Raw genomic sequence first — 23,328 nt, 5'->3', positions numbered from 1 at the left:
TGACCGAGGCTGTGTCAAAACGCGGGATCTGGTAATCTGGTTAGGTGAGCACGGACTGGAGGGATCGCGATGAAGCGGTTTGTCCAAGGCCAGGAGCGCAGCCAGGGCACCTTGTTCCCGGCCTGCCTCGACGAGTACGTCAGCGAGGACAATCCGGTGCGGGTGATCGACGTCTTCGTCGACGAACTCAACCTGCGCGCTCTGGGCTTCGACGGCGTTGTCCCGCACGCCACAGGCCGTCCGGCCTATCATCCGGCGGCCCTGCTCAAGATCTACATCTACGGCTATCTCAACCGTATCCCGTCCAGTCGCCGCCTCGAGCAGGAGACCGGACGCAACCTTGAGCTGATGTGGCTCACCGGCCAGCTCCAGCCGGATCACAAGACCATCGCCCGCTTCCGCAAGGACAATGGCCCCGCCATCCGGGCGGTGTGTCGCCAGTTCGTCGGACTGTGCCGCAAGCTCAACCTGTTCTCGCAGGCGGTGGTGGCCATCGACGGCTCCAAGTTCAAGGCGGTTAACACGCGCGACAAGAACTTTACGCCAGCCAAACTCGCCAAGCGCATCGAGCAGGTCGAGGCCAGCATCGCACACTATCTGTCCGCCCTCGACACCGCCGACCGGCAGGAGAGCGAACTGGCGCAGGAGAAGACGGGGCGGATCAGGGACAAGATCGCGGTGCTCAAGGAGCAGATGCAGCAGTTCCGGGAGCTGGAGCAGCAGGTGCTGGCCGCTCCCGACCAGCAGATCTCGCTCACCGATCCGGATGCGCGTGCCATGACCAACCGCGGCATCGGCACGGGGATCGTGGGCTACAACGTGCAGGCAGCGGTGGATGTCCAGCACCATCTGATCGTCGCGCATGAGGTCACCAACAGCGGCTCGGATCGGGGCCAGTTATCGGTGATGGGCCAGCAGGCGCAGACGGCCATCGGCACGCCGAGCCTGGAGGCTTTGGCGGACAGGGGCTACTACAAGGGCGAGGATATCCTGGCCTGCGAGAGAGCCGGCATCACGCCCTCTGTGCCCAAGACCCTCACGTCGTGCGCCAAGGCCGATGGTCGCTTCGGCAAGCAGGACTTCGTCTATCATCCTGAGGACGACACCTATCGCTGTCCGGCTGGGGAGCGCCTTACCCGCCGGTTTACGTCGATTGAGAACGGCATGGCCCTGCACGTGTACTGGACCACCTGCTGTGAGCGGTGTGCCCTGAAGGAGCAGTGTACGACCGGCAAGCAGCGGCGCATCAAGCGCTGGGAGCACGAGGATGTGCTCGATGCGATGCAGGAGCGGCTCGACCGGGCACCGGAGACGGCGCGCCTGCGGCGGCAGACGGTGGAGCACCCGTTTGGANNTGTGCCCTGAAGGAGCAGTGTACGACCGGCAAGCAGCGGCGCATCAAGCGCTGGGAGCACGAGGATGTGCTCGATGCGATGCAGGAGCGGCTCGACCGGGCACCGGAGACGGCGCGCCTGCGGCGGCAGACGGTGGAGCACCCGTTTGGAACGATCAAGGCCTGGATGGGTGCCACGCACTTCCTGACCCGGACCCTGGAGCGGGTGCGCACCGAGATGAGCCTGCACGTGCTCGCCTACAACCTGAAGCGGGTTCTGGCGATCCTCGGGCCAGGACCGCTGCTGGCAGCAATCCAGTCCTGAGGGGGCATCACTTTAGACCCCAAGCTGATCACGATGGCTCGGACATCAGGGAGACTGANCGAGATGAGCCTGCACGTGCTCGCCTACAACCTGAAGCGGGTTCTGGCGATCCTCGGGCCAGGACCGCTGCTGGCAGCAATCCAGTCCTGAGGGGGCATCACTTTAGACCCCAAGCTGATCACGATGGCTCGGACATCAGGGAGACTGACGTCCAGCCTTGTCGAAGAGCCAAACGGCCGCTGGCTCTCGTGCTCCAGCCGATCAGAGGACCACAGAGGTGATCTCACTCGGTCGCTATCTGCGTTTTGACACAGCCTCGACCCACAGGAGACATTCCGGTGGTCGGGCGGAAATGATCCGACCCATCCTGGAAGAGCGTCAACCTGTTCGAGTGGCGGCGACCGGCGTTAGTGTCAGAGAGCGCATTGCCACCAAAATGGCTGGCCCGCATCAAGGCGGAAGAACCATGCAGGCTAGCCAGCGGCTGATGGAAAGGTGAGTTGCTGGACCAACGCTGACGCCAAATGGCCTAGGCGAAACCTCCCGCGTTCCAAGGAGTATCGGCGGTGAATGAACGGCCTCCTGCACGCGCTTATCTGGCCTGAAGGCAACAACCGACCGAAGAGGTACGCCTCAGGGACAGAAGTAGCCCCGTGCACTGTCCGAAATGCATCGTGCTCCATTGGGAAGGATGACCCCGCCTGCTCCGTCGGGCGGGATATAGGCCCCGGTCGAGATCGTGAATCCGCCATTAGAAGCGGCAGGCACGGTCGAGCCGTCCGGCAGGGTGAACTTGCCATCCCTGTAGGTGATATGCCGGGTGTATCCTGGCGGAAGGCCCGCCGGGAGAGGGGCCGGGGGCACGGGAGGTGCTGCCTGTGTCGACCCGAGATTGGCTGGCGGAACGGGCTGGGACAGCGGCTCGCGTGACGAAACGCAGCCTGACAGGACAATGCCCATCAACACGATTGCCGGCACTCGCATCAAATTCCTCCGCACCGTCAGCATTGGCCTGCGCGCCAAAGATAGCGGAGTGGATCCCGATCTGAAGCAGAAAATCGATCTGTCATCTGCGACGTTGGTGACTGTCGCCTGTCCATTTGCGTTGCCATCACCTTGGCAATTGAGTTCCCATCGACTGAGCCAAGCGGATCATCATCCGAGTCGCTCGCGCGTCGGCATGTCGGCCTGCGCGCCATGGGCAAGGCAAGCCAGGGATGCAGCGCGAACGGCCCGTTTGAGAGCGCTCGTGAAGGGCATGGCCTCATCCAGGCCATTGGCCAGTACACCGACGAAGGTGTCACCGGCTCCGGTCGTATCGACCGGCCGGATCGGCTCCGCTTCGGCACGCTCGCTTTGCCCTTCAGGGTGAAACGCAAACGCTCCCTGCGCACCCGCAGTGACGACGCAAAGGCATCCGCTTCCCGACAGATGGGACCCGGCCTTCCTGAAATCGTCAGTCTTGCAACCTAGGAGTGTTGCCGCTGCGATCGCCTCGTGCTCGTTGACCACAAATATGTCCGTTGCGCCAAGGAGATCCGAGAGATCCCTCGCCGCAAACGCCGGTAGAGCCGGTGCAAAGTTCCAGATGACGCGTCCGCCGGCTGCACGCACATACCGGGCGACATTGAGGGATGCGAGGAAGGGGACTTCCATCTGGAAGACCGCAACCGTCGCGGCATCTACCTGGAAACTCTGGGCCGCCGCTTCCCTGATCGAGGCATTTGCCCCGCTACCGACAGTAATCGCATTCTCGCCACGCTCGTCGACGGTGATGAAGGCGCAGCCGGTCGGCTCTGCGACGCTGGTAACCAGATTGTCCACGACACCGTTGCGAGCAAGGTTGTCGCGTGCCGATTGGCCGAAGGCATCATCGCCAATACAGGCGACGATTGCCGCCCGATGCGGCAACGATACCCGCGCGGCAGCGACCGCCTGGTTCGCGCCCTTCCCGCCGAAAAGGGTCTCGTAACGCGGCGAGAGGACGGTCTCGCCGGGCCGTGGGATCGACACCACGCGGGCGACCAGATCGATGTTGATGGAACCGAAGACAAGGATCATGTCGCACGCGCCTGCTGTCCAATCCGGACGGAATCAGCCTTCGGCATCCATGGCGTGGAGCATTTCCACGCGGCGACGGCAGTCCTCGTCGGTGGAGAATTCCGCCGTCAGGTAGGACTCAACGAGATCCTGTGCGAGCCAGGAGCCGACGATCTTGGCGCCGATGCACATCACGTTGACGTCGTCGTGCTCAACCGACTGATGCGCCGAGTGGATATCGTGGCAGACAGCAGCGCGAATACCCTTGACCTTGTTGGCCGCGATCGACGCACCGACGCCCGTGCCGCAGACCATGATGCCGCGCTCGGCCTCGCCCGATTTGACTTTTCCGGTCAGTGCGCGGGCGATGTCTGGAAAATCGACGGGCTTGTCATCGAAGGAGCCTACATCGATGACCTCGTGGCCGAGCGAGCGCACGTGCTCGACCACCGCGTTCTTGAGAGGCCATCCGGCATGATCTGACCCGATTACGACGCGCATTGGGTAACCTTTCCTTTATGGTTGCAGGCCGGGTGGCGCTGGGCGCCACCCGATGTCTCCCTGGCTCAGCTCCGCATCTCCTGCGGGAGCTCGCTGCCGTGGAATTTCTTGTAGATCTCGTTCAGCTTGCCGTTCTTCAGATTAGTCGAGATCCACTCGTTGAGCTTCTCGACCAGGCGCGGCTCGCCCTTGCGGACACCGATGGCAAGGTCGAAGGTGCGGATGAGCACCTTGGGCTCGAACGCACGGGCTGGGTTCTTAACTCCGATCTGGTTCACGATCGTCGCGGAAGTCGCAACGCAGTCGGCCTGACCCGATACGGCAGCCGTCACCATCGTGGCATCGTCGTCGAAGCGGGCGAGGGTGAGGTTGCGATCCTTCATGTTTGTCAGTTCGGTATCCTGCGTCGTGCCGCGGGAGACGGCAATCGTCTTGCCCTTCAGGTCGTCCCAGCTCTTTGCCTCAACGGTCTTCAGGCATCCGACCACGGATTGCAGAGCTGCGTAAGCCTTAGTGAAATCGATCACCTTGGCACGCTCAGGCGTGACGGAAAGGGTCGAGATGATGATGTCCGCCTTGTTGGTCTGGACGTTCGGGATCCGGGTCGCGCCGGTGGTCTGGATGAACTCGAGCTCCAGCCCAAGGTCCTTCGCGAGAAGCTGCGCGGTTTCCACGTCCGATCCCGTCGGCTTGAGATTGGCGTCCATCATGCCGGACGGCGGGATTGCCAAGTCGGTCGCGACGCGGATCTTCTTGGCCTTCATGATGTCGTCGAGAAGATCAGCATGCGCGGCGGTGGTGCCGAGCGCTACCATGCAGGTCATTGCGACTGCGGCAGCGGAAAGTGGACGCTTCATCATCGTCATTATCTCCCTAGGTCTTGGTTATGGTTTAGAGCCCGGTGCCAACGAACTGAGCGAGTTCCGGAGTTGCGGGCGATGTCAGGATCGCGGCAGATCCTGTCTCGTGGACCTTGCCGTGATGCATGAACACCACCCGGTTGGCGATACCCCTGGCAAATCCCATCTCGTGCGTGACCATCACCATGGTCATGCCGTCCGCAGCGAGCGCCTCGATGACTTTCAGAACCTCGCCGGTCAGCTCCGGGTCGAGGGCCGAGGTCACTTCGTCGAACAGCATCACCTTGGGCTGCATGGCAAGCGAGCGGGCAATCGCCGCACGCTGCTGCTGGCCGCCGGAGAGTTGTTCAGGATATTGGTGGAGCTTGTCCTCCAGGCCGACCTGGGCAAGCACCCGGCGCGCCTGCTCCTTCGCCTGAGCCTTTGCAATGCCCTTCACCGAGCAGGGGGCAAGCGTGATGTTCTCCTCGATGGTCAGATGAGGGAACAGGTTGTAGCTCTGGAAGACTATGCCGACGTCCTGGCGCAGCGCTCTCAGATCGAGCTTCGGGTCGCTGACGCGATGGCCGCACACGACGATCTCGCCGCTGTCGATGGTCTCGAAGCGGTCGATGCAGCGAAGGGCGGTACTCTTGCCGGAACCGCTGCGGCCGATGAGAACGAGAACTTCCCCGCGATTGACCTCGAAGCTGACGCCGTTGAGAACCTTAAGCGGGCTGAAGCTCTTGTGCACGTTCGAAAGGCCGACGACCGATGAAGCATTATCTGTTCTGGTGATCTTGTGCATGTCAGGCAACCTCAAGTTCGATGCGGGCCGGGCCGCCCCGCTTTTCCAATCGGTGACTGAAGCGCGAAAGCGGATAGCAGAGAACGAAGTAGATGACGGCAATGATGGTGTAGATCAGGAATGGCTCGAACAGGGAGTTATTGATGATCTGCCCGGATCGTGCCAGTTCCACGAAGCCGACAACCGAGGCCAGTGAGGTGTTCTTGATGATCTGCACCATGAAGCCCACGGTCGGCGGTGTCGCGATCCGGATGGCTTGCGGCAGGATGACCTTCATCATCCGCTGGGACCGGCTGAGGGCGAGCCCTTCGGCAGCTTCCCACTGCGGCTTCGGAACGGACTCGAAGCAGCCGCGCCAGATCTCGCCGAGATAGGCACTGACGAAGATCGTGAGCGAGGCGCCTGCGGCCATCAGGGGAGAGACAGTCACGCCAAGCGCCGGCAGGCCGAAATAGGTCAGGAACATGATGACGAGCAGCGGCGTGCCCTGGATGAGCTGGACATAGCCGGCGCTCAGAACCCGCACGGTCCGGTTCGGCGAGATGCGGCAGAGGGCGACGATGAAGCCGGCGACGCCGCCGCCGAGAAGGCCTATGAGCGACAGGCCGATGGTCCAGAGTGCACCGTATCCGAGGAACATCAGGTGATTGGCATTGAGGGAACCGCCCATCTTATCCTCCTCACAAAGGGGTGCCGAGGCGTCGACGACGCGGGAAGATCACGAGACCGAGCAGCCAGAACCCGGCCCGCATGATCAGCGACAGAACGATGTAGACGAGAGCGACCAGGATATAGGACTCGAAGGCGCGGTAGGTGTCGGACTGAATGTAGTTTGCAACCGCCGTCAGCTCCTCGGCCGAGATCTGGGACGTCACGGACGAGGCCAGCATCAGCAGCACGAACTGGCTCGTTAGCGCCGGATAGACCTTTTCGATCGCCGGCCACATGACGACGTGCCAGTAGATCTGGGCGCGGGACAATGCCAGACCTTCGGCGGCCTCGATCTGACCGCGGGGAATAGCGTCGAAGCCTGCGCGGATGATCTCGGTCGTGTAGGCTCCGACATTGATGGTGAGCGCCGCTGCGGCGACCGTGAAGGCGGAGAACCTCAACCCCAGGCTGGCGAGGCCGAAATAGACGAGGAAGATCTGGACCAGAAGCGGCGTGTTGCGGATCGCCTCGACATAGATGCCGCAAATGCGTGAGATCATTGGATGGTTACTGCGTCGTCCGATAGCCCCGAGAACGCCGATCAACGTGCCGAGCACCGTTGCGATGAAGGCGAGCTGAAGAGTGAGCAGTGCCCCGCCCAGGAAGGCCGGCCATCGCTCGAGGATCGCGGCGAAATCCAAGTTGAGGTTCATCGCAGGTGACCCCGAGCTAGGTTGCAGCCTGGTTCGTCATCCGGTCGTAGACCCGGAAGAGAGCCTGGTTGCCGTTCGTGCCTTCACCATGGGCACGCGCCTCGACATACTGGCTGGTGACGAGTGCCGTGCCCGGCAGCGGAACTGACAGCGAGAGAGCCTGCTCCTGCACGAGGCGCAGGTCTTTGAGCATCAGGTCGATGCGGAAACCGGCGGATGCATCCCCTGCAATCATTGCCGGCCCCAGCTTGTCGAGCATCCAGGACGCGGCCGAGCCGCCCAGGAGCACATTGCGGAGCTGGTCGAGGTCTACGCCGGAGGCGCGGCCGAGCGCAAGCGCCTCGCAGATGGCCTGGATGTTGATGGCACAGACGAGCTGGTTGCAGAGTTTGACCGTCTGCCCGGCTCCAGCCTCGCCGACATGAGTGATCGTCGTGCCCATGGCATGGAAGTACGGCTCGGCACGCAGGAAGGAGTCCCTGTCGCCTCCGACCATGATCGAAAGCGAGGCATTCTTGGCGCCGACCGGGCCACCGGACACGGGCGCATCAAGGAATTCCACGCCGGCGGCCTTGAGATCGGCATGCATGCGCCGGACGGCGACGGGGGAGATCGTGCTCATGTCGACGAGGAGGCGGCCGCGTGGCGGTGACGCCAAGAGGCCGCCTTCAGCATAGATGATTTCCTCAACCTGCGGCGTGTCGGGGAGCATGGAAATGACGATGTCTGCGTCGCGGGCCGCATCGGCAGGACTCCCAACGCCGGTGGCACCTTGGGTAACGAGGTCGTCGACGGCCTCCTTGCGCACGTCATAGGTGCAGACTGCAAATCCGGCCTTGAGCAGGTTGAGCGCCATCTCGCGCCCCATCGTCCCCAGGCCGACAAAGCCGACCGTCGCGTTCTGTTCGTTCCGTCCCATCGTGTCTTCCTGTTCTCGGTCAAGTATCATGAGGCGTTCCGGGCGTCGGACTCGCCGATCGCGGCGCGTCGACGGAAATCGTCGCCGATCGCGAAATGCTCTCGCAGGACCTTTTCCGCATACTCCGGGTCTCGGCCGACGATGGCGTCAAAGATCCGGCGATGATCCTCGATCAAGTAGGTTTTCATGGAGTCGAAAGCCTGAAGAAGCTCCCGGCGACTTCGATGGGAGCGCATCAGGATGCCCGACAGCGAGTTGTGCAGCACGATCAACGTCTCTGACTTGCCTGCGTGTACGACGGCCCGGTGAAAGTCGAAATCGGCCGCGCTGCCGCCATCGGGATCGTCTATCGTCTCGACGATGCGCGCGAGCGCCTGCTGCAATTTCTCGAAATCGGACACGGTCGCCCGCTCGGCAGCAAGCCGCACGGCCTGGCATTCGATCGCGATGCGTGCCTGCATCACGTCGTCGATGACGTCCGACTGCTGCGCGAACGCAAAGGTGAAAAAGTCATTCAGAACGGAAGGATCCGGGCGGCGGACAATGGTTCCGACCCGGTCGCGGATTTCCACAACGCCGAGAACCGTCAGGGCGCGCAGGGCCTCCCGAAGAATCGGTCGGCTCACACCGAGCTGCGCAGCGAGATCGCGTTCAGGGATAAGCCGGTCACCCGGTCGCAATGAGCCCGCGAGCAAACGCTCGCGCAAGAAGGCAAAAACCTTCTCGAACCCTTTGCCGCTACTCTCCCTAAGCCGCGTGATTTCTAGATCAGCGGTCATTCGTTTTACCTTGGTCAGACCAGAATACATACCACGGTCTTTCGGTCAAGCAAGAATCCTCGTCCTGCCTGCTCCTGTTCAGGAATGTCAGGTGAGATGCCTCTCAGATTCCGGACTGCGATGTGGATGACCCGGGAAATCGCGAGGTCTCACGCGGCTGCGCCTGCTCCAGATGGAGGTTGAACCAATTAGATTTGAGATGCAGATTGCAGTTGCTCGACGATCGAGATCGATCGCGAATTCACACGAGCAAAGGTCAGCACCTGGCACTCCTGAGACCTAAGCTCAACGACAGCAATCCTCATCGAACCGGACGTTCTTGAAGGGCAGGGGATCGTCGCGCCCTGCCTCGAACCCGATCCATTTGATCACATCCAAGCGCAATCCCATTCCACTGCCGATCCCGGGTGGCAGCTATTAGTCTCGTTCAGGTTGACAGAGGAGTTGGATGATTCATCCTCTCGGTCTCAGACGCTGCGGAGGAGCCATGGTCACGCACGTCTCGCCCACGTCCACGCCGCGCAGGGCTCCGGGTCCGAAGGGCCTGCCGTTCCTCGGAAGTTTGCCCGATCTCGGACGCGACGTTCTGGGATTCTTCACGCAATGCGCACGCCACTACGGCGATGTCGTCAGCTTCCGGTTGGCAGCTTGGCCGGCCATGCTCCTCAATCACCCTGACTTTGTGGAGTGTGTCCTGGTCAAAAACCACCAGAACTTCATCAAGCACCGCTTCTTCTGGCGCCATGTCGAAGCGATCTTCGGTCAGGGCCTGCTCACTAGCGAGGGGAAGTTCTGGCACCAGCAGCGGCGTCTGGCCGCGCCTGCTTTTGCGGTGTCGCGGGTGAGCCGCTACGGTGACACCATGGTGCAATACACCGGACGCATGCTCCAGCAATGGCAGCCTGGGCAGGTTCTCGATGTACACCAGGAGGCTATAGCGCTGACCCTGCAGATCGCCGCCAAGACCCTGTTCGATGCGGAGACGCGCCAGGATGTGGCTGAAGTCAGCCGGACCATTGATGAGGTCATGGAGCAGATCTCAGTCCGGTTCCGACGCCCGTTCTGGGTTCCCGATGCTCTTCCGCTGCCAGGCAACCTCCGCTACCGGCGCGGTGTCCAGCGGATGAACCAGCTGGTGGCTCGGATTATTGCTGATCGGCAGGACAGGCTTGAGGATCGTGGCGATCTCCTGTCCCAATTGATGCTGGCCCGCGATGAGGCAGGCCAGCCCATGAGCGAGCGCCAGATCCGGGACGAGGTCATCACCATGCTCCTCGCCGGGCATGAGACCACGGCCCTGACCCTCTCCTGGGCCTGGTACCTCCTCGGGTTGCACCCCGCTGTGGACGTGCAGCTTGCAGTGGAAGTGGACAGGATCCTGGGAGGACGGTTCCCGACCGTCGATGATCTACCTCGCCTTCGCTACACTGAACAGGTGGTGAGCGAAGTCCTGCGTTTGTACCCACCCGCCTATGCCATCGGCCGCCAGGCGCTGGCGGATTGTGAGATTGGCGGGTTCCACGTGCCGGCGGGCGCCACGGTCTACGTGAGCCCTTGGGTGATGCACCGGGATCCGCGCTGGTTCGACGACCCACACGCCTTCAGGCCTGAACGCTGGGCGGGCAATCTGGCAAAAGACCTGCCGCGCTTCGCTTACATGCCGTTCGGTGGAGGACCACGTGTCTGTATCGGCAACCGGTTTGCCATGATGGAGGCGGTGCTGATCCTCGCGACCGTGGCCCAACAGTTTCGGCTGGCGTGGCTCCCGGACCGGCCGGTTCAGCCGAAGCCCTCCATCACGCTCCGTCCTGACGGTGGGGTTTGGGTCAGGCTGGTCTCGCGACCGATGGAGGCCGTCGGCCTAGAAGACAAGTCAAGGCAGACCTTGAGGCACTAGCCGCGCCACTCGGCCGATCCAGCACCCGTCCTGAGCACTTTCTGAGTGGTCAACCGGGTGCAGGCAGATCGATCTCAAGTGGTGCAATGAAAGCTGACTGTTATGAAGCCGCTGAACGAGAGCCATTTAGCAATCCTGCGTCGGCATATGGTCGAGATGATTGCTATCCATGCAGATCTTGCCAGCGATGAAATCGGCAAGGCCGTGATGGATGAGCATGTGATGGCCGCGATGCGGAAAGTACCTCGGCACCTCTTTGTCCCGGTCCCTCTTGCGCCTTATGCCTATCAGGACACGCCTCTGCCCATCGGCTTCGACAAGACGATCTCGCAGCCTTTTGTCGTAGCGCTGATGACCGATCTGTTGTCTCCGCGACCAGACGAGAAGGTGCTCGAGGTAGGAACCGGCTTAGGGTATCAGACAGCGGTTTTGGCGGAACTGACAGGCCGTGTCTGGAGCATCGAGATTGTGGAGGAGTTCGCCAGCGTCGCGCGGGATCTCCTTCGCCAACTTGGCTATGCCAATATCGAAATCCGGGATAGCGATGGATCCCGAGGCTGGCGTGAGCATGCCCCTTTCGACAAGATCTTGGTGTCGGCTGCGACTGATAAAGCTCCGCCCGCCTTGCTCGACCAACTTAAGCCAGGCGGACGCTTAGTGATGCCATTGGGTCCGGAAGAGATGCAGCGTCTCACGGTCGTTGAGAAGGACGGTAATGGTCAGACGAGAGTTCAGGAACTCCTACCTGTCCGGTTCAGCCGGCTTGAGACGATCACGTGAGGCCACTGGTTGGGTGCGCACTGGGACGTAAACACAATTGTGTCAGTCTCGCATCGGACGCTGATCGTGTTTGCCACGATCCGAAGGTCGTCCCCTGACCCACCTGAGACGTTAGCCTGAGTGCAGCAATCCTCACGTAACCGGACGTTCAGAAGGAGCCGTTCTCAAGCGATCGTCCAACGCTGCGCGTCCGTTGCCCTATGTGGTCAGCATCGATGACCTTGGAAAGAGGATCTCTTCCCCATGGAGTCCGTCATAGGCATCTTGACCTTCATTGCGATCGCATTGGGTGCCCTCATCGGTCTTTGGCTGGCGCGCNAGTCCGTCATAGGCATCTTGACCTTCATTGCGATCGCATTGGGTGCCCTCATCGGTCTTTGGCTGGCGCGCCGGGGATGTCACATTAACGGCGAATACTGCCCTGTACTCGTCAAGCAGAAAACTTGCGCCGAGGGAGATCAACGACTTGGGCTGTGCAGAAGCTGACCTCGACGGGCAGCCCAATGGCTATACTCAGTTAATGTGACATCCCCGCAGCGGATCCTTCCACCACAGTTCCACAGGCCGAGGACACGCCTACATACCGATCAAAGGCCGAGGTGGTCGCGGCACTCGCGCTGGCAGCCATGAGGCACAGCGCCACTCTGACGCTGTAAGACATCCGGTGCGAACGGCGACACGTTGAGGTCTCCCATCGAATGTTGCCTGTTCCCGCCTGTCGTCATCTCGAACACAGGCGGAACACCCGAAGCGCCCCAGCCTATGCATTCTCCGATAGACTGCTTGACCCTTCAGGACATTCCGTTCCTCAGATGGGCTGCGATCCGAAAAGTGACATCCCCCGAATGGAGCGTTGGACGATTTGACGGAACCAGACAGCGGCAGGGTTACGGCAATTCTTCGCGCGATCGAACCTAGCCGTTCTGCCTATTTCGGAAACAAGAGCGTCAGGCTGGCCGGCACTCCGAGGTCCTTCGGCCCCGATTCCGGCGACACGGCATAGTAGCGCGCCGACACACCGGATGGACAAACCCGACATTGCGCTCTCCACGATCGCCGGGCCGGCAACACGGTCGTCCAGTCTCGCTTTATGTCAAGAACGGCTCACTGGCGGCATGGGTATCGCGATCTACAATGCGCAATTCGCAGAACACCCTTCATGGCACTGGGCAGTTCGAACGCGTTTGCCATGAAAAAACCCTGCCCGTTGCGGGGCAGGGTTAAGTTCTTCTCCTCGCCTTCGGAAGGTTCCGAAAACGCAGCCAGTAGGGCATGCAGCCGCGCCTGAGTCAAATCGAGCGATGTATTAGCAAGATCATAGGCAAGTATTCATGTCAGTGATACTGACACAAGAACTGTAAAGTCGCCCGGTGTTGCATCTTTGCTATAGCCGATCTTGGCTATACCTCCATACTCTGCCCTTGTGACTCCTCGCACAAGGTGAACACTCATGAAAAACCGTATTCTTGGCCTGCTTGCTGCAACCGCCCTCTCAACGGCGGCTGTCTCGTCCGTATCCGCTGCTGACCTGCCGATGCGTGCCGCGCCTCCACCGATCATCGCGACTGTTCCGGTCTTCACCTGGACCGGTTTCTATGTCGGTGGCAACCTCGGCTGGGGCTGGCGGGACGACGATAACGAAACCGTGGTGCTGACCGGCCCTGGCGTTCCGGGAGGCTTGGTAGGAGGCACGCTGAACTTCGGCAATGGGAACGACGGCAACTTCCTCGGTGGTGGCCAGATCGGCTACAACTACCAGATCGGCTCGTTCGTGGTCGGTGTTGAGGCCGACATCCAGGGCATCGCAACAGACGACAACGATGCGGTGTTCATCCCGGGGCCCGGCTTTGCCGGCGGCACCTTTGTGCCCGGCGAGTTCGAGGACTCGGCCGATTGGTTCGGCACGGTGCGCCTGCGCGCTGGTGTCGCCTTCGATCAGTTCCTGATCTACGCCACGGGTGGTCTGGCCTACACGGACAACAACACCGGCTGGACGGCCGGCGGTGGCGTCGAGTGGGCTCTGCCGGTGAACTGGTTCGGCTCCTCAGCGGTCACCTTCGGTCTGGAAGGTCTGTGGGTCAGCCTCGATGAAGACGATGATAATGATGGCCGCATCGGGACCTTTACGCCGGTGGGGGAAGCGCCCGTTGATGTGTTCCTGCCGCGGGACAATGACGAGCAGGACTTCTTCGTCGCCCGGGCCAAGCTGAACTTCAAGTTCGGCACTTACTAAGATCACCGCAGCAACAGCAACTGACGAGGCCCGGGGCAACCCGGGCCTTTTGCTGGCTGAGAGCCAAGAAATGGTGCGACTTTCTGACAAGCGGCAGTATGGACATGGGCGACAAGTGCCGGTGAGCCCGGAGATCTGCAGCCCAGTCCGGCGTGGTGGTCGCATGGATGCCGAGTGCGGCGAGCAACATGAGCTCTCCTGCTTGGGAGCCGTTGCAGGACCAGCTTGCCACCCCTGGCGCAGGGTTGCCTTGACAGACGAGATCGTGCCTTCCTCGTCGGGCCCAATCAGCCGCGAGTAGCCCGCCACGTCGGCGCATACGATCGTCACCAGCTTGCGCTCCATAGAGCGCTGCATGAAGCGGTTCAATCCGCCGTCTGAAGCCTATCCCCAAGGCATCGGCGGAGGAAGACATTGCCCGCACCGTGACCTGCGGACAGATCCAAGCACAGGGCGCAAGATTGCGCCCGAACAGCAGCTCATGGCACGCCTGAGGGCAATGTCACGGTAACCTGAAGAAGCCGCAAGCGGGCTTGCTTGGCTGGTTTCACACGAGCACGCCCGCCGCGGCTTTCCATGCCGCCATGGTTTGTAGACGGTGAAGGTGGGTAGCGAGGGCAGACTGGTGTGAGTGGGATGGAACGAATAGATTTCTGACAGTCGAAAAGACTGAGGTGAACCGCTGCAGGCCTGCCACAGATCGAAAGCCCTGCATCACTCTCTCCCGCTTCCTCAGCGGGAGATGCGAATTCTCAGCCCTGTTGTCCAGACCCTTATGGGACCGGTGCCCGACCGTTGGCATGACCTGCCTGATGGCGGCCCCATATGAGGGCAGCTTGTCGGTGACGATGCGCTTCGGCGCCATGCCCTGCTTTCTCATCAGTCGAGTCAGCAAGCGCTTGGCCGCTTTGGTGTTGCGCCGGCCCTGGACGATCTCGTCGAGCACATAGCCATCCTGGTCGACAGCGCGCCACAGCCAGTGCTTCTTACCCGCAATACTGACGACCACCTCATCCAGATGCCAGACATCATGCGGGCGCGGTTGCTTGCGCCGGAGGCGCCGGGCATACTCCGGACCGAACTTCTTTCCCCATTGCCGGATCGTCTCATAGGAGACAACGATGCCGCGTTCGAGCAGCATCTCCTCCACGAGCCGCAGGCTTAAGGGAAACCGGAAGTACAGCCAAACGGCATGGGCGATGATCTGAGGTGGGAACCGATGGCGCTTATAGCTGACGGAATTGCTCATGCCGCCGCTCTTAAGCCATAAGCCTCTGACCAAAAGTTACTGTGACATCACCCAAGAAAATGTTACACAAAATTCACGCCATCGGGTCCATGTGCATGCCCTCACTCTGGCTTCTCGGGTCGTTGGGCGAGGACTTCATCGATAAGACCGAAGTTCTTGGCCTGATCGGCCGACATGTAGTTGTCCCGGTCGAGCGCACGCTCAACAGTACCGAAGTCCTGATGTGTGTGCTGGACATACACCTCAATGATTCGCCGTTTCAGTTCCTCACTTTCGCGGGCATGGATTAAGATGTCTGTGACCTGCCCCTGATAGCCGCCGGAAGGTTGGTGCACCATGATGCGGCTGTTCGGCAGAGAGAACCGTTGCCCGGGGGCACCCGCTGCCAGCAAAACCGATCCCATGGATCCCGCTTGTCCGACACACAGCGTCGACACTGGGCAGCGAATAAACTGCATTGTGTCATAGATCGAGAACCCAGATGTAACGACCCCTCCTGGTGAGTTGATATAGAAGGAGATCTCCTTGTTCGGGTTCTCAGCCTCGAGAAAAAGCAGTTGGGCTACAATGAGAGAAGCGGAAGTATCATCCACCTGTCCTGTGAGAAAGACAATGCGCTCACGCAGCAAACGGGAGTAGATGTCGAACGAGCGCTCGCCGCGGCTCGACTGCTCAATCACCATAGGGACAAGTGTGTTGTTGTAGACGCTGATCGGGTTTTTCATTTTAGCCTCCAAGGTCCAGGCATGTGTTCGCTACCCCCGTTCGGGCTTTTCCAGACGGGCTATTGGACGAACGTCAGTGATGTGCGAGTTAGGCTGCTCGACGCGTCGAGGTTGCAATCAATAGAGAGCGGCGGACGAACAGGCTGGAACGAGCTTGGATCTTACGGCCATACATGCGCCCCTGCGGCCTGATACAGCTGAGGGTACGCCCAGTTGCTGTCATTGCTACAGGCTGTGCAGGCATATGGACGTCGCCCCTGTCGTGGGTGAGCTGCAGGCGCGTGCCATTGCCTGGCGTACGGGTGAGTTCGAAGGTCACAACCGTATTGAGCGGCTCCTCCGGAGTTGCCCCTGGGCTCACCCAGGAATAAGACAGGCGCTCATAAGGAATAGCTTCTAGGATTTGGCAGGTGACCGGTCCGCCTTCCCCTGGCTCGAGTTGCACCGTAAACCTCGTGTCCATCTCAGGCCGCAAGGTGTTCGGTCCGAGCCACTCAGTGACGAGATCAGGGTCCGTCAAGGCCTGCCACACGAGCTCGGGGCGTTGCTCCAAGTCGCATTCGATGATGATCCCCGTGTCCGTTGCATCGGGTCCCATGGGCTGTGTCACTGATCCATCCTCCTCAGTAGATCCTTGAGTCTCTCAATTCGCTTCGGCCAGAAGGTGCTGTAAGTGTCGACCCAGTTGACCAGCGGAGCCAACGCTTCAGGATTGGCGCGGTAGTAGGCGAACCGGCCCTCCCGTCGCTCCTCTACAAGGCCAGCAGCTCGCAGCGCCGCCAAGTGCTGGGAAATGGCTGGTTGAGAGACGGAGAACCCCTCCCTCAGATCCGACACGCTCATCTCACGCGCGACCAGCCGCTCGAACAGAGCTCGGCGGGTCGGATCGGCAAGGACACGGAACAGCTCGGCCTCAATCATGCACAACATATAAGCTGACACTTATATCTTGTGCAACCCCTTTCCCGGATTGGGGTCTCGCGTGAGGGGAGGGGGCTTGGAACAGGGCATGTCACGGCAACCTGATGAGGTTGCAATTCGGCTTCACACGACCTGTACGCGTCCGCCGAATCCGGAGCGAAAGAGAGCTTCGTGGGCATTCTGATCCGGGTCATAGCAGCAGTCTCCGACCAGGCGCACGTCATAGTCCTCATCACAGGCACAGGCGACGCTTGAAAGAACAACGCCGGTCGTGCTGATCCCGGCCATCACGAGGGTGCTTACGCCGCGAGTCCGAAGGTCGGCGCCTACCGACGTGCCATAAAAGACGCTAGCCCGCGGGCATGCATAGAAAAGGTCGCCTCGTTCGATAGCAAGCCCTTCAACAGGCATACCAGTACGAAAGCGGCCGGTCGACAAATAGGGTGAAATTTGGCGGTTAGTCGCTGGCGGCGCATGTTCATACTCTTCGCCGAGCGAAAAATTGGGGAACAGCACCGGACGGCCAGTGACGCGCCAGCGCTGGATCAGAGCGTTACACCGCTCCAGCAAGGGCGATGGTTCTTTACCGAAGAGGATATCGAACACGTCGACTTGATAGTGCATAATAACGAGAGCCGCTCTATCAATGTAGCTGTCCTGGAAATCGATTGGCATCCGTATCCTCCAAAATTTGCTTTGAATTCAAGGCCGTCGGGTGTGACGGCTTGGGTAGAATCGCTTGGGCCGCTGGACAGCCATCAACCGTTTAGATCAAGGCGATCTGCTTGCGTCGACTATGAAAATCATCGGCTGGCATGGTCTGGAACGGCATTTAGGAGCCAGCTTACCTAGATTGTTCGCGAATGAAGCTCACAAGATCATTGTTCAGGCGTTCTTTGTGGGTGAAATATAGCCCGTGCGGGCCACCCTCATATACCGCCAGACGGGCTTGAGGGATCAAGGCTGCGGCAGGGCGTCCGGTGAGCGCGAGTGGTGCCGAGGCATCGCAGTCGCCATGCAGGATCAATACCGGCACGTCTTATGACGTAAGCTCCGGCCGAAAGTCGGTTTTCACCAGGATCCGGTTCAACTCGCCAGCCGCCTGCAGCGAAGTCTGGGTCATCATCCGGACGGTCCACTCGATCATGGCCCGCGAGGTGCCAGGCACAAAGTAGGGCTCGGCATTCGCCTCCGCCCAGCCAGCGAAATCCCTTAAGAAGGCATTGCGTGCCTGCGCTAAGACCGGCTCTGGGACTCCGGCGGGGTTATCATCCGCTTGCAGCAAGTACGGGATCGCCGCCGGCGCGACCAGCACCACCCGAGCAACTCGGCCCGAGCCATGCCGAGTCAAGTATCGCACGATCTCGCCACTGGCCAAGGAGTGTCCGACAAGCGTGACGTTCTCCAGTCCCAGTGCGTGGATGACATCCGCAAGATCGTCCGCGAGCGTATCGTAGTCGTAGCCCCGGCCGGGGTCGCTTGAGCGCCCGTGCGCTCTCCGGTCATAGGCGACGCAGCGGAATCCTTGTCGTGACAGGGGTTCCATCTGGTAAGCCCACATGCCTGAGACGAGCGCCCAACCAGCAAGGAACAGGATCGGGTCACCCGCGCCCCAATTTCGGTAGAACAAGGCAGCACCTTGTGCGGTCATGATGGTGTTCGGGCCCAGACTGTGGGCCTCTGTGGCGGCAATCATCGGCTCAGCCTCTGTCATTGTAGAACACGACACTTGGGTCAGGCGGCAGCTGGTACCTGATCGAGGAAACCGACCACACTCTTCAGGCGCCCATCCTCGAGAGTGGCGAAGTCGGTGCCCTTGATGGGCCCGTCACTGCCCTCAGGACCAAGCTGCCATGAGAAGCGCACCTGGTGGCCGTAGCCGTCGGGTTTCCCCAGGAGAGCAAAGCGGAAACCAGGGAACCGAGCGTGCACGCCCGCAATCGGGCCATCGATCTGATCATGGCCTTGTCCCTGCATGAGCGGGTCGAGGTAAGTGCCGCTCTCGCTCCAGAGGTCGGTCAGCAGGGCCTTACGACGTTGCGGATCAGTCTCGTTCCAGAGGGCGACGTAGCGAGTGGCAATCGAGGCAGCGTCTGTCATAGGAGGTCTCCTGGTGGATGGTGGGATCCGCCCCGGCGTGAGCACCATGGCCGAGGCACGGTATGGCGTCGATTACGCCTCAGGTAATGAGATGATCTGCTGGCCCGCTGGCCAGGGCGTCAGCCTCACTACATCGGCTCAGGTTGATTGCTGACCGGCACAACAGACCTAGATGCCTCGAAGTCAGTCGCGCGGCCGGGATGGCATGATGTGATCGCGCTGTTGAGCTCCATCTGTGGGAGCGTCCGTGCCGAACTTTGAGCAAGCGACGGCTCCGGATCTCAAATCGACCAGAACTCCGAAGCGCCCTTCGGCAGCTGCGTGAGAGTGCGATCAAAGGCCTCCTCGTCAATATGCCTTCGCAAGGCAAGGGCAACGTCCCTGATGGCTGTGTCAGGCGCAAAGTTGTGGTCTGCCCGCAGCCCCTGCACTTCCGCTGCCATGAGCCGACGGTCTCCGAATGGCTGTCTCGGCTCATCGATGTCCCAGTCCGTGAGAAATATGACCCTCAGAATGGGAGGAAGCACGTTGGCAAAATTGATTGTTTGTTTCACATCCAGCCGCCGGCGAAAGGTTTGTAGGACAGCCTGCACCATCGTATACACCTGATTGCGTGTCGCGAGTCCGGAGAGATCTCGCGCATCAACGAGAAACCTCTCGAAGTCTTCTGAAGCATGCTGAAGATCCGTTGGGATGGTCATGATGGCTCTCTGGCAGGTTTATAGTTGGGTTGCGATCGCCAGTTCAGATGCCTCAACCTGTTATGGCTCTGCTCTGACTATTGAGCCAGGTAGCCGCCATCAACCGGAAGACTGGCTCCTGTGATAAAACTTGCGCTGTCCGAGGCGAGAAACACCGCAGCCGCGGCCACTTCAGACGGCTCGCCGATGCGGCCGATCGGGTGAAGGCCAATCATGTATTGGTCGACGTCGGCACCGAGGTCGAGGTGCGAGCGAACACTGGTTCTCGTGTAGCCTGGCGCAATGGCATTGACCCGCACACCATGCCGCGCCCCCTCCAGCGCAGCGGCTTTTGTAAGGCCCTCAATCGCATGCTTGGCCGCAACATAGGACCCACATTGGGGAAAGCCGACTGCGCCATAGACCGAGGTCGTGTTCACGATGACGCCATATCCCTGCCCAATAAAGTGGGCCATTTGGTACTTCATGCACAGAAGCGTGCCACGAACGTTGGTCTCAAAGACCTCGTTGTAGTTCTCTACGGTTTCGTCAGCGATCAAATTGGGAGAGCCCAGAACCCCTGCATTGTTGAACGCGATGTCGAGGGCCCCGAAGCGGGTAAGGCAGCCCTGAACCAGTTGCTCAACGTCGCTGGGCGCTTTTAAATCGCACGCAATGAAGTGAGCCTTGCCTCCTGCGGCAACGATCGACGCGACGATCCCATCTCCGACTTCACGCCGGCGTCCGCTGATTACAACGCTGGCTCCGACCTGAGCAAAAGCAAGAGCGGTCGCCTCCCCAATGCCGCTGGTTCCACCCGTGACAAGCGCAACGCGGCCCGCCAGTACCTTACCTCCAGCCTGCTCATTGGCACCGACAGAAAGGCTATTGAGGGTACTCATCGTTTATCCTTTATCTTCGTCCCATCGACGATATGCCCGGGAAGCTAGAGCAACGTTCAAGCATGATCGATTACCCCACAGGTAATCGAACCGGAGCCAGGTAACCCGGCAGCGGATGTTGCCGTATCGGCCCGACGCCTTCCCGATAGGCTCCTCTCGAGGCTTAGGGCGACTGCCGACTGGCTGTGGCTCCTATGACAAGGCAGTGGCGCCCGCTGCCTTGAGGATTAAGGCGATACTGCTGCGTGCGATGCGCTCTAGTTCTGGCCGGGCCGTACCGGCACGGGCGCGGGCTGCAAGGCTGTGCTGCAGGGCGGCGAGCATGTCGGCGACTGCATCGATGTCGGTCGCGGGCGGCAACTGAGTGTCATCGCGCGCCGCCGCGATCCGCTCACGGAACCGTGCGTCAGTGCGTCCGAGAGCGGTAAACAGTTCCGCGCCGATCACCGGGTCGGCTGCGGCCTCGCCGGTGATGACGCTGAGGACGGGGCACCCGAGCGGGCGATCGTCACCTTCCGAAAAGATCGCGACGAGCGTCATGAAATAGCGATCAAGCGCCTTTGCAAGCGAGGGTTCGTCGAAGAGGGCGCTGTCCCGGCATTCAACACTGTCCTCGACATATTGTGCGACTGCCCGGAGATAGATGGCGCGCTTGTCGCCGAAGGCGGCATAAAGGCTCGGCCGAGCCATTTTCGTCGCTTCCGATAGGTGGTCAAGCGATGTGGCGGTGTAGCCGCGACGCCGGAATTCAAGGAGTGCGGCGCCGAGCGCAGCCTTGGCATCGTATTGGCGGGGGCGCCCACGGGCGGATTTATCTTTCATTTTTGTACCATATCGCAACAACTTCATTGCGCAACATTTTTATGCGAGTTAGTCTAAAAATCAGCGCCGTGAAAAGCAATCCCTCTCGAAGCGCCGGGTTTCGGATGGACTCGTGTGTCGCGCTCTGGGCCGCGTAGGCGAGCCGAGAGTGCGCCTTTCCACCGCCTTGATAGAAGGACAACTGATGACTGACAAAATCCGCATCGGCATTAACGGGTTCGGCCGCATTGGCCGGACCGTGCTACGGGCTGCAATGGCCCGAGAGGGCGTCGAGATCGTGGCGGTCAACGACCTGCTGCCAATCGATCATCTTGCTTATCTTCTCAAATACGACAGCGTGCATGGCCGCTTCTGGGGCAGTGTAACTGCCGCGGACAGAGAGCTTGATATCGACGGCCGCACGGTCAGGGCCTTCAGCGAGCGGGAACCGAGCGCGATCTGTTGGGGCGAGGTAGGGGTCGATCTCGTCATTGAGTCAACCGGCCTGTTCCTGACACGGGAGGCGGCAGAGGGACACCTTGCTGCCGGCGCCACCAAAGTACTGCTCTCAGCACCGCCCGAGGACGACACGCCCGTTTTTGTGATCGGCGTTAACGCCACCGACTATGCGGGCGAAAGGATTGTCTCGAACGCTTCATGCACGACGAACTGTGTCGCGCCGCTCGCCAAAGCGTTGAACGACGCTTTCGGCCTTGAAGAAGCGCTGATGCTGACAGTTCACGCGACGACGTCGAGCCAGAACACGGTCGACGGTGTGGCTCGCAAGGACTGGCGTTTCGGGCGTGGCATCCTCGAGAATATCATCCCGGCGACCACCGGTGCGGCGCGCATGGTCGGCAAGGTGGTGCCCGAGCTGAATGGACGGATCAACGGCCTGGCGGTGCGCGTGCCAGTATCGGACGTCTCGATGATCGATCTCACGTGCCGGCTCAGGGAAAACGTGTCTTACAAGGACATTTGCACGATGATCCGGGCGCAGGCGACAAACGCGATGGCCGGTATCCTCGCCTATTGCGATGAGCCCGTCGTCTCGACCGACATGCGCGGGAATCCACATTCTTCGATATTTGACGCGCTCGCCGGCATGCAGACTAAGGGCGGCTTGACCAAGCTCGTTGCCTGGTACGACAACGAATGGGGTTATGCCTGCCGTTGCCTTGACCTCGCAGCGCACATCTCGCGCGCCGAGTAGGCTTCGTTGGCACCGTTGCAGTAACTTGAAAGCGGCATAACGGACTCAGTTTAACAGGCCGCTCAGGCAGCAAGACCGAAGAGCTGATTGACGAGCCGGATTTCGCCTGTCGCTCGACGTTCCCGCTGGATGCAATGGCCGCGGCGGATCATGCGCATGTTTTCAAAACCCGTCAGGGTCGCGGCGGCGGTTTTCATGCTCTGGAAGCCGCGCGTCGGCCGGATCACACGCTTGAGCGCGCCATGATCCGCCTCAAGGATGTTATTCAGATATTTCGAGGTGCGGTGTACCACATCGTTCGGCAGCAGCCCTTCGTTCTGCAGGCGCAGGATGGCCATGGGATACGACGCCAGTTTATCCGTCGTGATGGAGGATGCTGGATAGTGGCTCATCGCCTTTATGGCTTTACGCAGAAACCGATAAGCGGCGTTGGTATTTCGGCGATCAGACAGCATGGAGGCGATCAACCGACCGTGCTTGTCGACGGCGCGAAGCAAGTACCGCCAGCGTCCGCCCACTCGTACATAGGTCTCATCCACCCGCCATGATCCTGAACGATGTCCCTGGTATGGTCGGATCCGCTTCTCGATCTCCGGAGCATAACGCTGAACCCATCGAAAGATCGTGGATGGGTCAACGGCGACACCGCGCTCGGACATCATCTCGGCGAGATCGCGATAGCTGATCCCATACTTGCAGTACCAGCGCACGCACAGCAGGATGATCGTGACCGGAAAGCGGCGGCGCTTGAAGATCGACAACAGGACGGCTCCTCAGGTAGTCGCCCTTTCCTAACCCGCCAAGGTTAATGCAACGGAGCCGAGTTAAGCGTTTGGTGGCCTTTGCTACCTAATGCCGGACAATTACCTCCCGGCATAGGCCATTTCGCACTTCATGCAGGCTAAGGCGCCGCTCGAGA

Annotated in this window: 24 protein-coding genes and 1 pseudogene; 5 read left to right on the top strand and 20 right to left on the bottom strand. The window is 60.6% G+C overall.

All coding sequences use genetic code 11. The annotated features are described in order from the left end of the window. Nucleotides 1-69: 69 nt before the first annotated feature. Nucleotides 70-1,658 (top strand): annotated as a pseudogene (locus tag KHP60_RS20160) (IS1182 family transposase). A 633-nt stretch (nt 1,659-2,291) separates the two neighbouring features. Here the strand turns inward: KHP60_RS20160 and KHP60_RS20150 are convergent. The 9 genes from KHP60_RS20150 to KHP60_RS20110 all read right to left on the bottom strand — a co-directional run bounded on the left by KHP60_RS20150 (nt 2,292) and on the right by KHP60_RS20110 (nt 8,908). Then, nucleotides 2,292-2,642 carry a hypothetical protein gene (locus KHP60_RS20150; RefSeq protein WP_213566090.1) on the bottom strand — a complete coding sequence of 117 codons (351 nt, stop codon included), beginning with the start codon at nt 2,640-2,642 and terminating at the stop codon, nt 2,292-2,294. A gap of 171 nt (nt 2,643-2,813) precedes the next feature. Next, complete coding sequence (locus KHP60_RS20145; protein ID WP_213566089.1) at nt 2,814-3,719, bottom strand: ribokinase; 906 nt, start codon at nt 3,717-3,719, stop codon at nt 2,814-2,816. Between the two features lie 33 nt (nt 3,720-3,752). Then, a complete protein-coding gene (gene rpiB / locus KHP60_RS20140) occupies nt 3,753-4,199 on the bottom strand; it encodes a ribose 5-phosphate isomerase B (RefSeq protein WP_213566088.1) in 447 nt (148 codons plus the stop codon). Between the two features lie 65 nt (nt 4,200-4,264). Continuing rightward, nucleotides 4,265-5,056, bottom strand: coding sequence for a transporter substrate-binding domain-containing protein (locus KHP60_RS20135; RefSeq protein ID WP_409366305.1), 792 nt, complete (start codon nt 5,054-5,056; stop codon nt 4,265-4,267). A gap of 34 nt (nt 5,057-5,090) precedes the next feature. Continuing rightward, nucleotides 5,091-5,846, bottom strand: coding sequence for an amino acid ABC transporter ATP-binding protein (locus KHP60_RS20130; RefSeq protein ID WP_213566086.1), 756 nt, complete (start codon nt 5,844-5,846; stop codon nt 5,091-5,093). A gap of 1 nt (nt 5,847) precedes the next feature. After that, nucleotides 5,848-6,516: an amino acid ABC transporter permease gene (locus KHP60_RS20125; RefSeq protein ID WP_213566085.1), complete on the bottom strand. Its 669-nt coding sequence runs from the start codon at nt 6,514-6,516 to the stop codon at nt 5,848-5,850. A gap of 10 nt (nt 6,517-6,526) precedes the next feature. Beyond that, a complete protein-coding gene (locus KHP60_RS20120; protein WP_213566084.1) occupies nt 6,527-7,210 on the bottom strand; it encodes an amino acid ABC transporter permease in 684 nt (227 codons plus the stop codon). Between the two features lie 16 nt (nt 7,211-7,226). Then, complete coding sequence (locus KHP60_RS20115) at nt 7,227-8,129, bottom strand: NAD(P)-dependent oxidoreductase (RefSeq protein WP_249688957.1); 903 nt, start codon at nt 8,127-8,129, stop codon at nt 7,227-7,229. 26 nt (nt 8,130-8,155) lie between these two features. Continuing rightward, on the bottom strand, nt 8,156-8,908 hold the full coding sequence (locus KHP60_RS20110) for a FadR/GntR family transcriptional regulator (RefSeq protein ID WP_213566098.1): 753 nt from the start codon (nt 8,906-8,908) through the stop codon (nt 8,156-8,158). Nucleotides 8,909-9,395: 487 nt separating this feature from the next. Here KHP60_RS20110 and KHP60_RS20105 point away from each other — a divergent pair, with 487 nt between their 5' ends. The 3 genes from KHP60_RS20105 to KHP60_RS20095 all read left to right on the top strand — a co-directional run bounded on the left by KHP60_RS20105 (nt 9,396) and on the right by KHP60_RS20095 (nt 13,818). Continuing rightward, nucleotides 9,396-10,805 (top strand): cytochrome P450, encoded by a 1,410-nt coding sequence (locus KHP60_RS20105; RefSeq protein ID WP_213566082.1) that lies wholly within the window; start codon nt 9,396-9,398, stop codon nt 10,803-10,805. 102 nt (nt 10,806-10,907) lie between these two features. After that, nucleotides 10,908-11,585 carry a protein-L-isoaspartate(D-aspartate) O-methyltransferase gene (locus KHP60_RS20100; RefSeq protein WP_213566081.1) on the top strand — a complete coding sequence of 226 codons (678 nt, stop codon included), beginning with the start codon at nt 10,908-10,910 and terminating at the stop codon, nt 11,583-11,585. A 1,450-nt stretch (nt 11,586-13,035) separates the two neighbouring features. Beyond that, nucleotides 13,036-13,818, top strand: coding sequence for an outer membrane protein (locus KHP60_RS20095; protein ID WP_213566080.1), 783 nt, complete (start codon nt 13,036-13,038; stop codon nt 13,816-13,818). A 547-nt stretch (nt 13,819-14,365) separates the two neighbouring features. On the opposite strand, the gene KHP60_RS20090 is transcribed toward KHP60_RS20095, so the two are convergent. From KHP60_RS20090 to KHP60_RS20045, 10 genes are all read right to left on the bottom strand, one after another. After that, entirely contained in the window at nt 14,366-15,067 is a 702-nt protein-coding gene (locus tag KHP60_RS20090) for an IS6 family transposase (RefSeq protein WP_213566079.1), read from the bottom strand. 101 nt (nt 15,068-15,168) lie between these two features. Then, a complete protein-coding gene (locus KHP60_RS20085; protein WP_213566078.1) occupies nt 15,169-15,792 on the bottom strand; it encodes an ATP-dependent Clp protease proteolytic subunit in 624 nt (207 codons plus the stop codon). Between the two features lie 88 nt (nt 15,793-15,880). Continuing rightward, entirely contained in the window at nt 15,881-16,402 is a 522-nt protein-coding gene (locus KHP60_RS20080; protein ID WP_213566077.1) for an SRPBCC domain-containing protein, read from the bottom strand. Beyond that, the gene (locus KHP60_RS20075) at nt 16,399-16,713 is read right to left on the bottom strand and encodes a metalloregulator ArsR/SmtB family transcription factor (RefSeq protein ID WP_213566076.1); all 315 of its coding nucleotides are present in this window, start codon (nt 16,711-16,713) and stop codon (nt 16,399-16,401) included. The genes KHP60_RS20080 and KHP60_RS20075 overlap by 4 nt, the downstream gene beginning before the upstream one ends. A 123-nt stretch (nt 16,714-16,836) precedes the next feature. Continuing rightward, nucleotides 16,837-17,388, bottom strand: a complete 552-nt coding sequence (locus KHP60_RS20070) for an isochorismatase family cysteine hydrolase (RefSeq protein ID WP_249688956.1) — start codon at nt 17,386-17,388, stop codon at nt 16,837-16,839. 364 nt (nt 17,389-17,752) lie between these two features. Then, nucleotides 17,753-18,409, bottom strand: a complete 657-nt coding sequence (locus KHP60_RS20065) for an alpha/beta fold hydrolase (RefSeq protein ID WP_213566075.1) — start codon at nt 18,407-18,409, stop codon at nt 17,753-17,755. A gap of 38 nt (nt 18,410-18,447) precedes the next feature. Next, a complete protein-coding gene (locus KHP60_RS20060) occupies nt 18,448-18,813 on the bottom strand; it encodes a nuclear transport factor 2 family protein (RefSeq protein ID WP_213566074.1) in 366 nt (121 codons plus the stop codon). Between the two features lie 281 nt (nt 18,814-19,094). After that, nucleotides 19,095-19,514, bottom strand: a complete 420-nt coding sequence (locus tag KHP60_RS20055) for a DUF2267 domain-containing protein (protein WP_213566073.1) — start codon at nt 19,512-19,514, stop codon at nt 19,095-19,097. Nucleotides 19,515-19,591: 77 nt separating this feature from the next. After that, complete coding sequence (locus KHP60_RS20050; RefSeq protein ID WP_213566072.1) at nt 19,592-20,395, bottom strand: SDR family NAD(P)-dependent oxidoreductase; 804 nt, start codon at nt 20,393-20,395, stop codon at nt 19,592-19,594. Nucleotides 20,396-20,587: 192 nt separating this feature from the next. Next, the gene (locus KHP60_RS20045) at nt 20,588-21,244 is read right to left on the bottom strand and encodes a TetR/AcrR family transcriptional regulator (protein ID WP_213566071.1); all 657 of its coding nucleotides are present in this window, start codon (nt 21,242-21,244) and stop codon (nt 20,588-20,590) included. A gap of 157 nt (nt 21,245-21,401) precedes the next feature. Between KHP60_RS20045 and gap the strand changes: the two genes are divergently transcribed. Then, on the top strand, nt 21,402-22,409 hold the full coding sequence (gap, locus tag KHP60_RS20040; protein WP_213566070.1) for a type I glyceraldehyde-3-phosphate dehydrogenase: 1,008 nt from the start codon (nt 21,402-21,404) through the stop codon (nt 22,407-22,409). 62 nt (nt 22,410-22,471) lie between these two features. On the opposite strand, the gene KHP60_RS20035 is transcribed toward gap, so the two are convergent. Next, nucleotides 22,472-23,170, bottom strand: a complete 699-nt coding sequence (locus KHP60_RS20035; protein ID WP_213566069.1) for an IS6 family transposase — start codon at nt 23,168-23,170, stop codon at nt 22,472-22,474. Between the last annotated feature and the right edge of the window lie 158 nt (nt 23,171-23,328).

Origin of the sequence: Microvirga sp. 3-52, assembly GCF_018383585.1 — a bacterium.
Taxonomy (GTDB): Bacteria; Pseudomonadota; Alphaproteobacteria; order Rhizobiales; family Beijerinckiaceae; genus Microvirga.
Note: the sequence above shows the minus strand (reverse complement) of the source record. Positions and strands in the feature narration are given on the sequence as shown.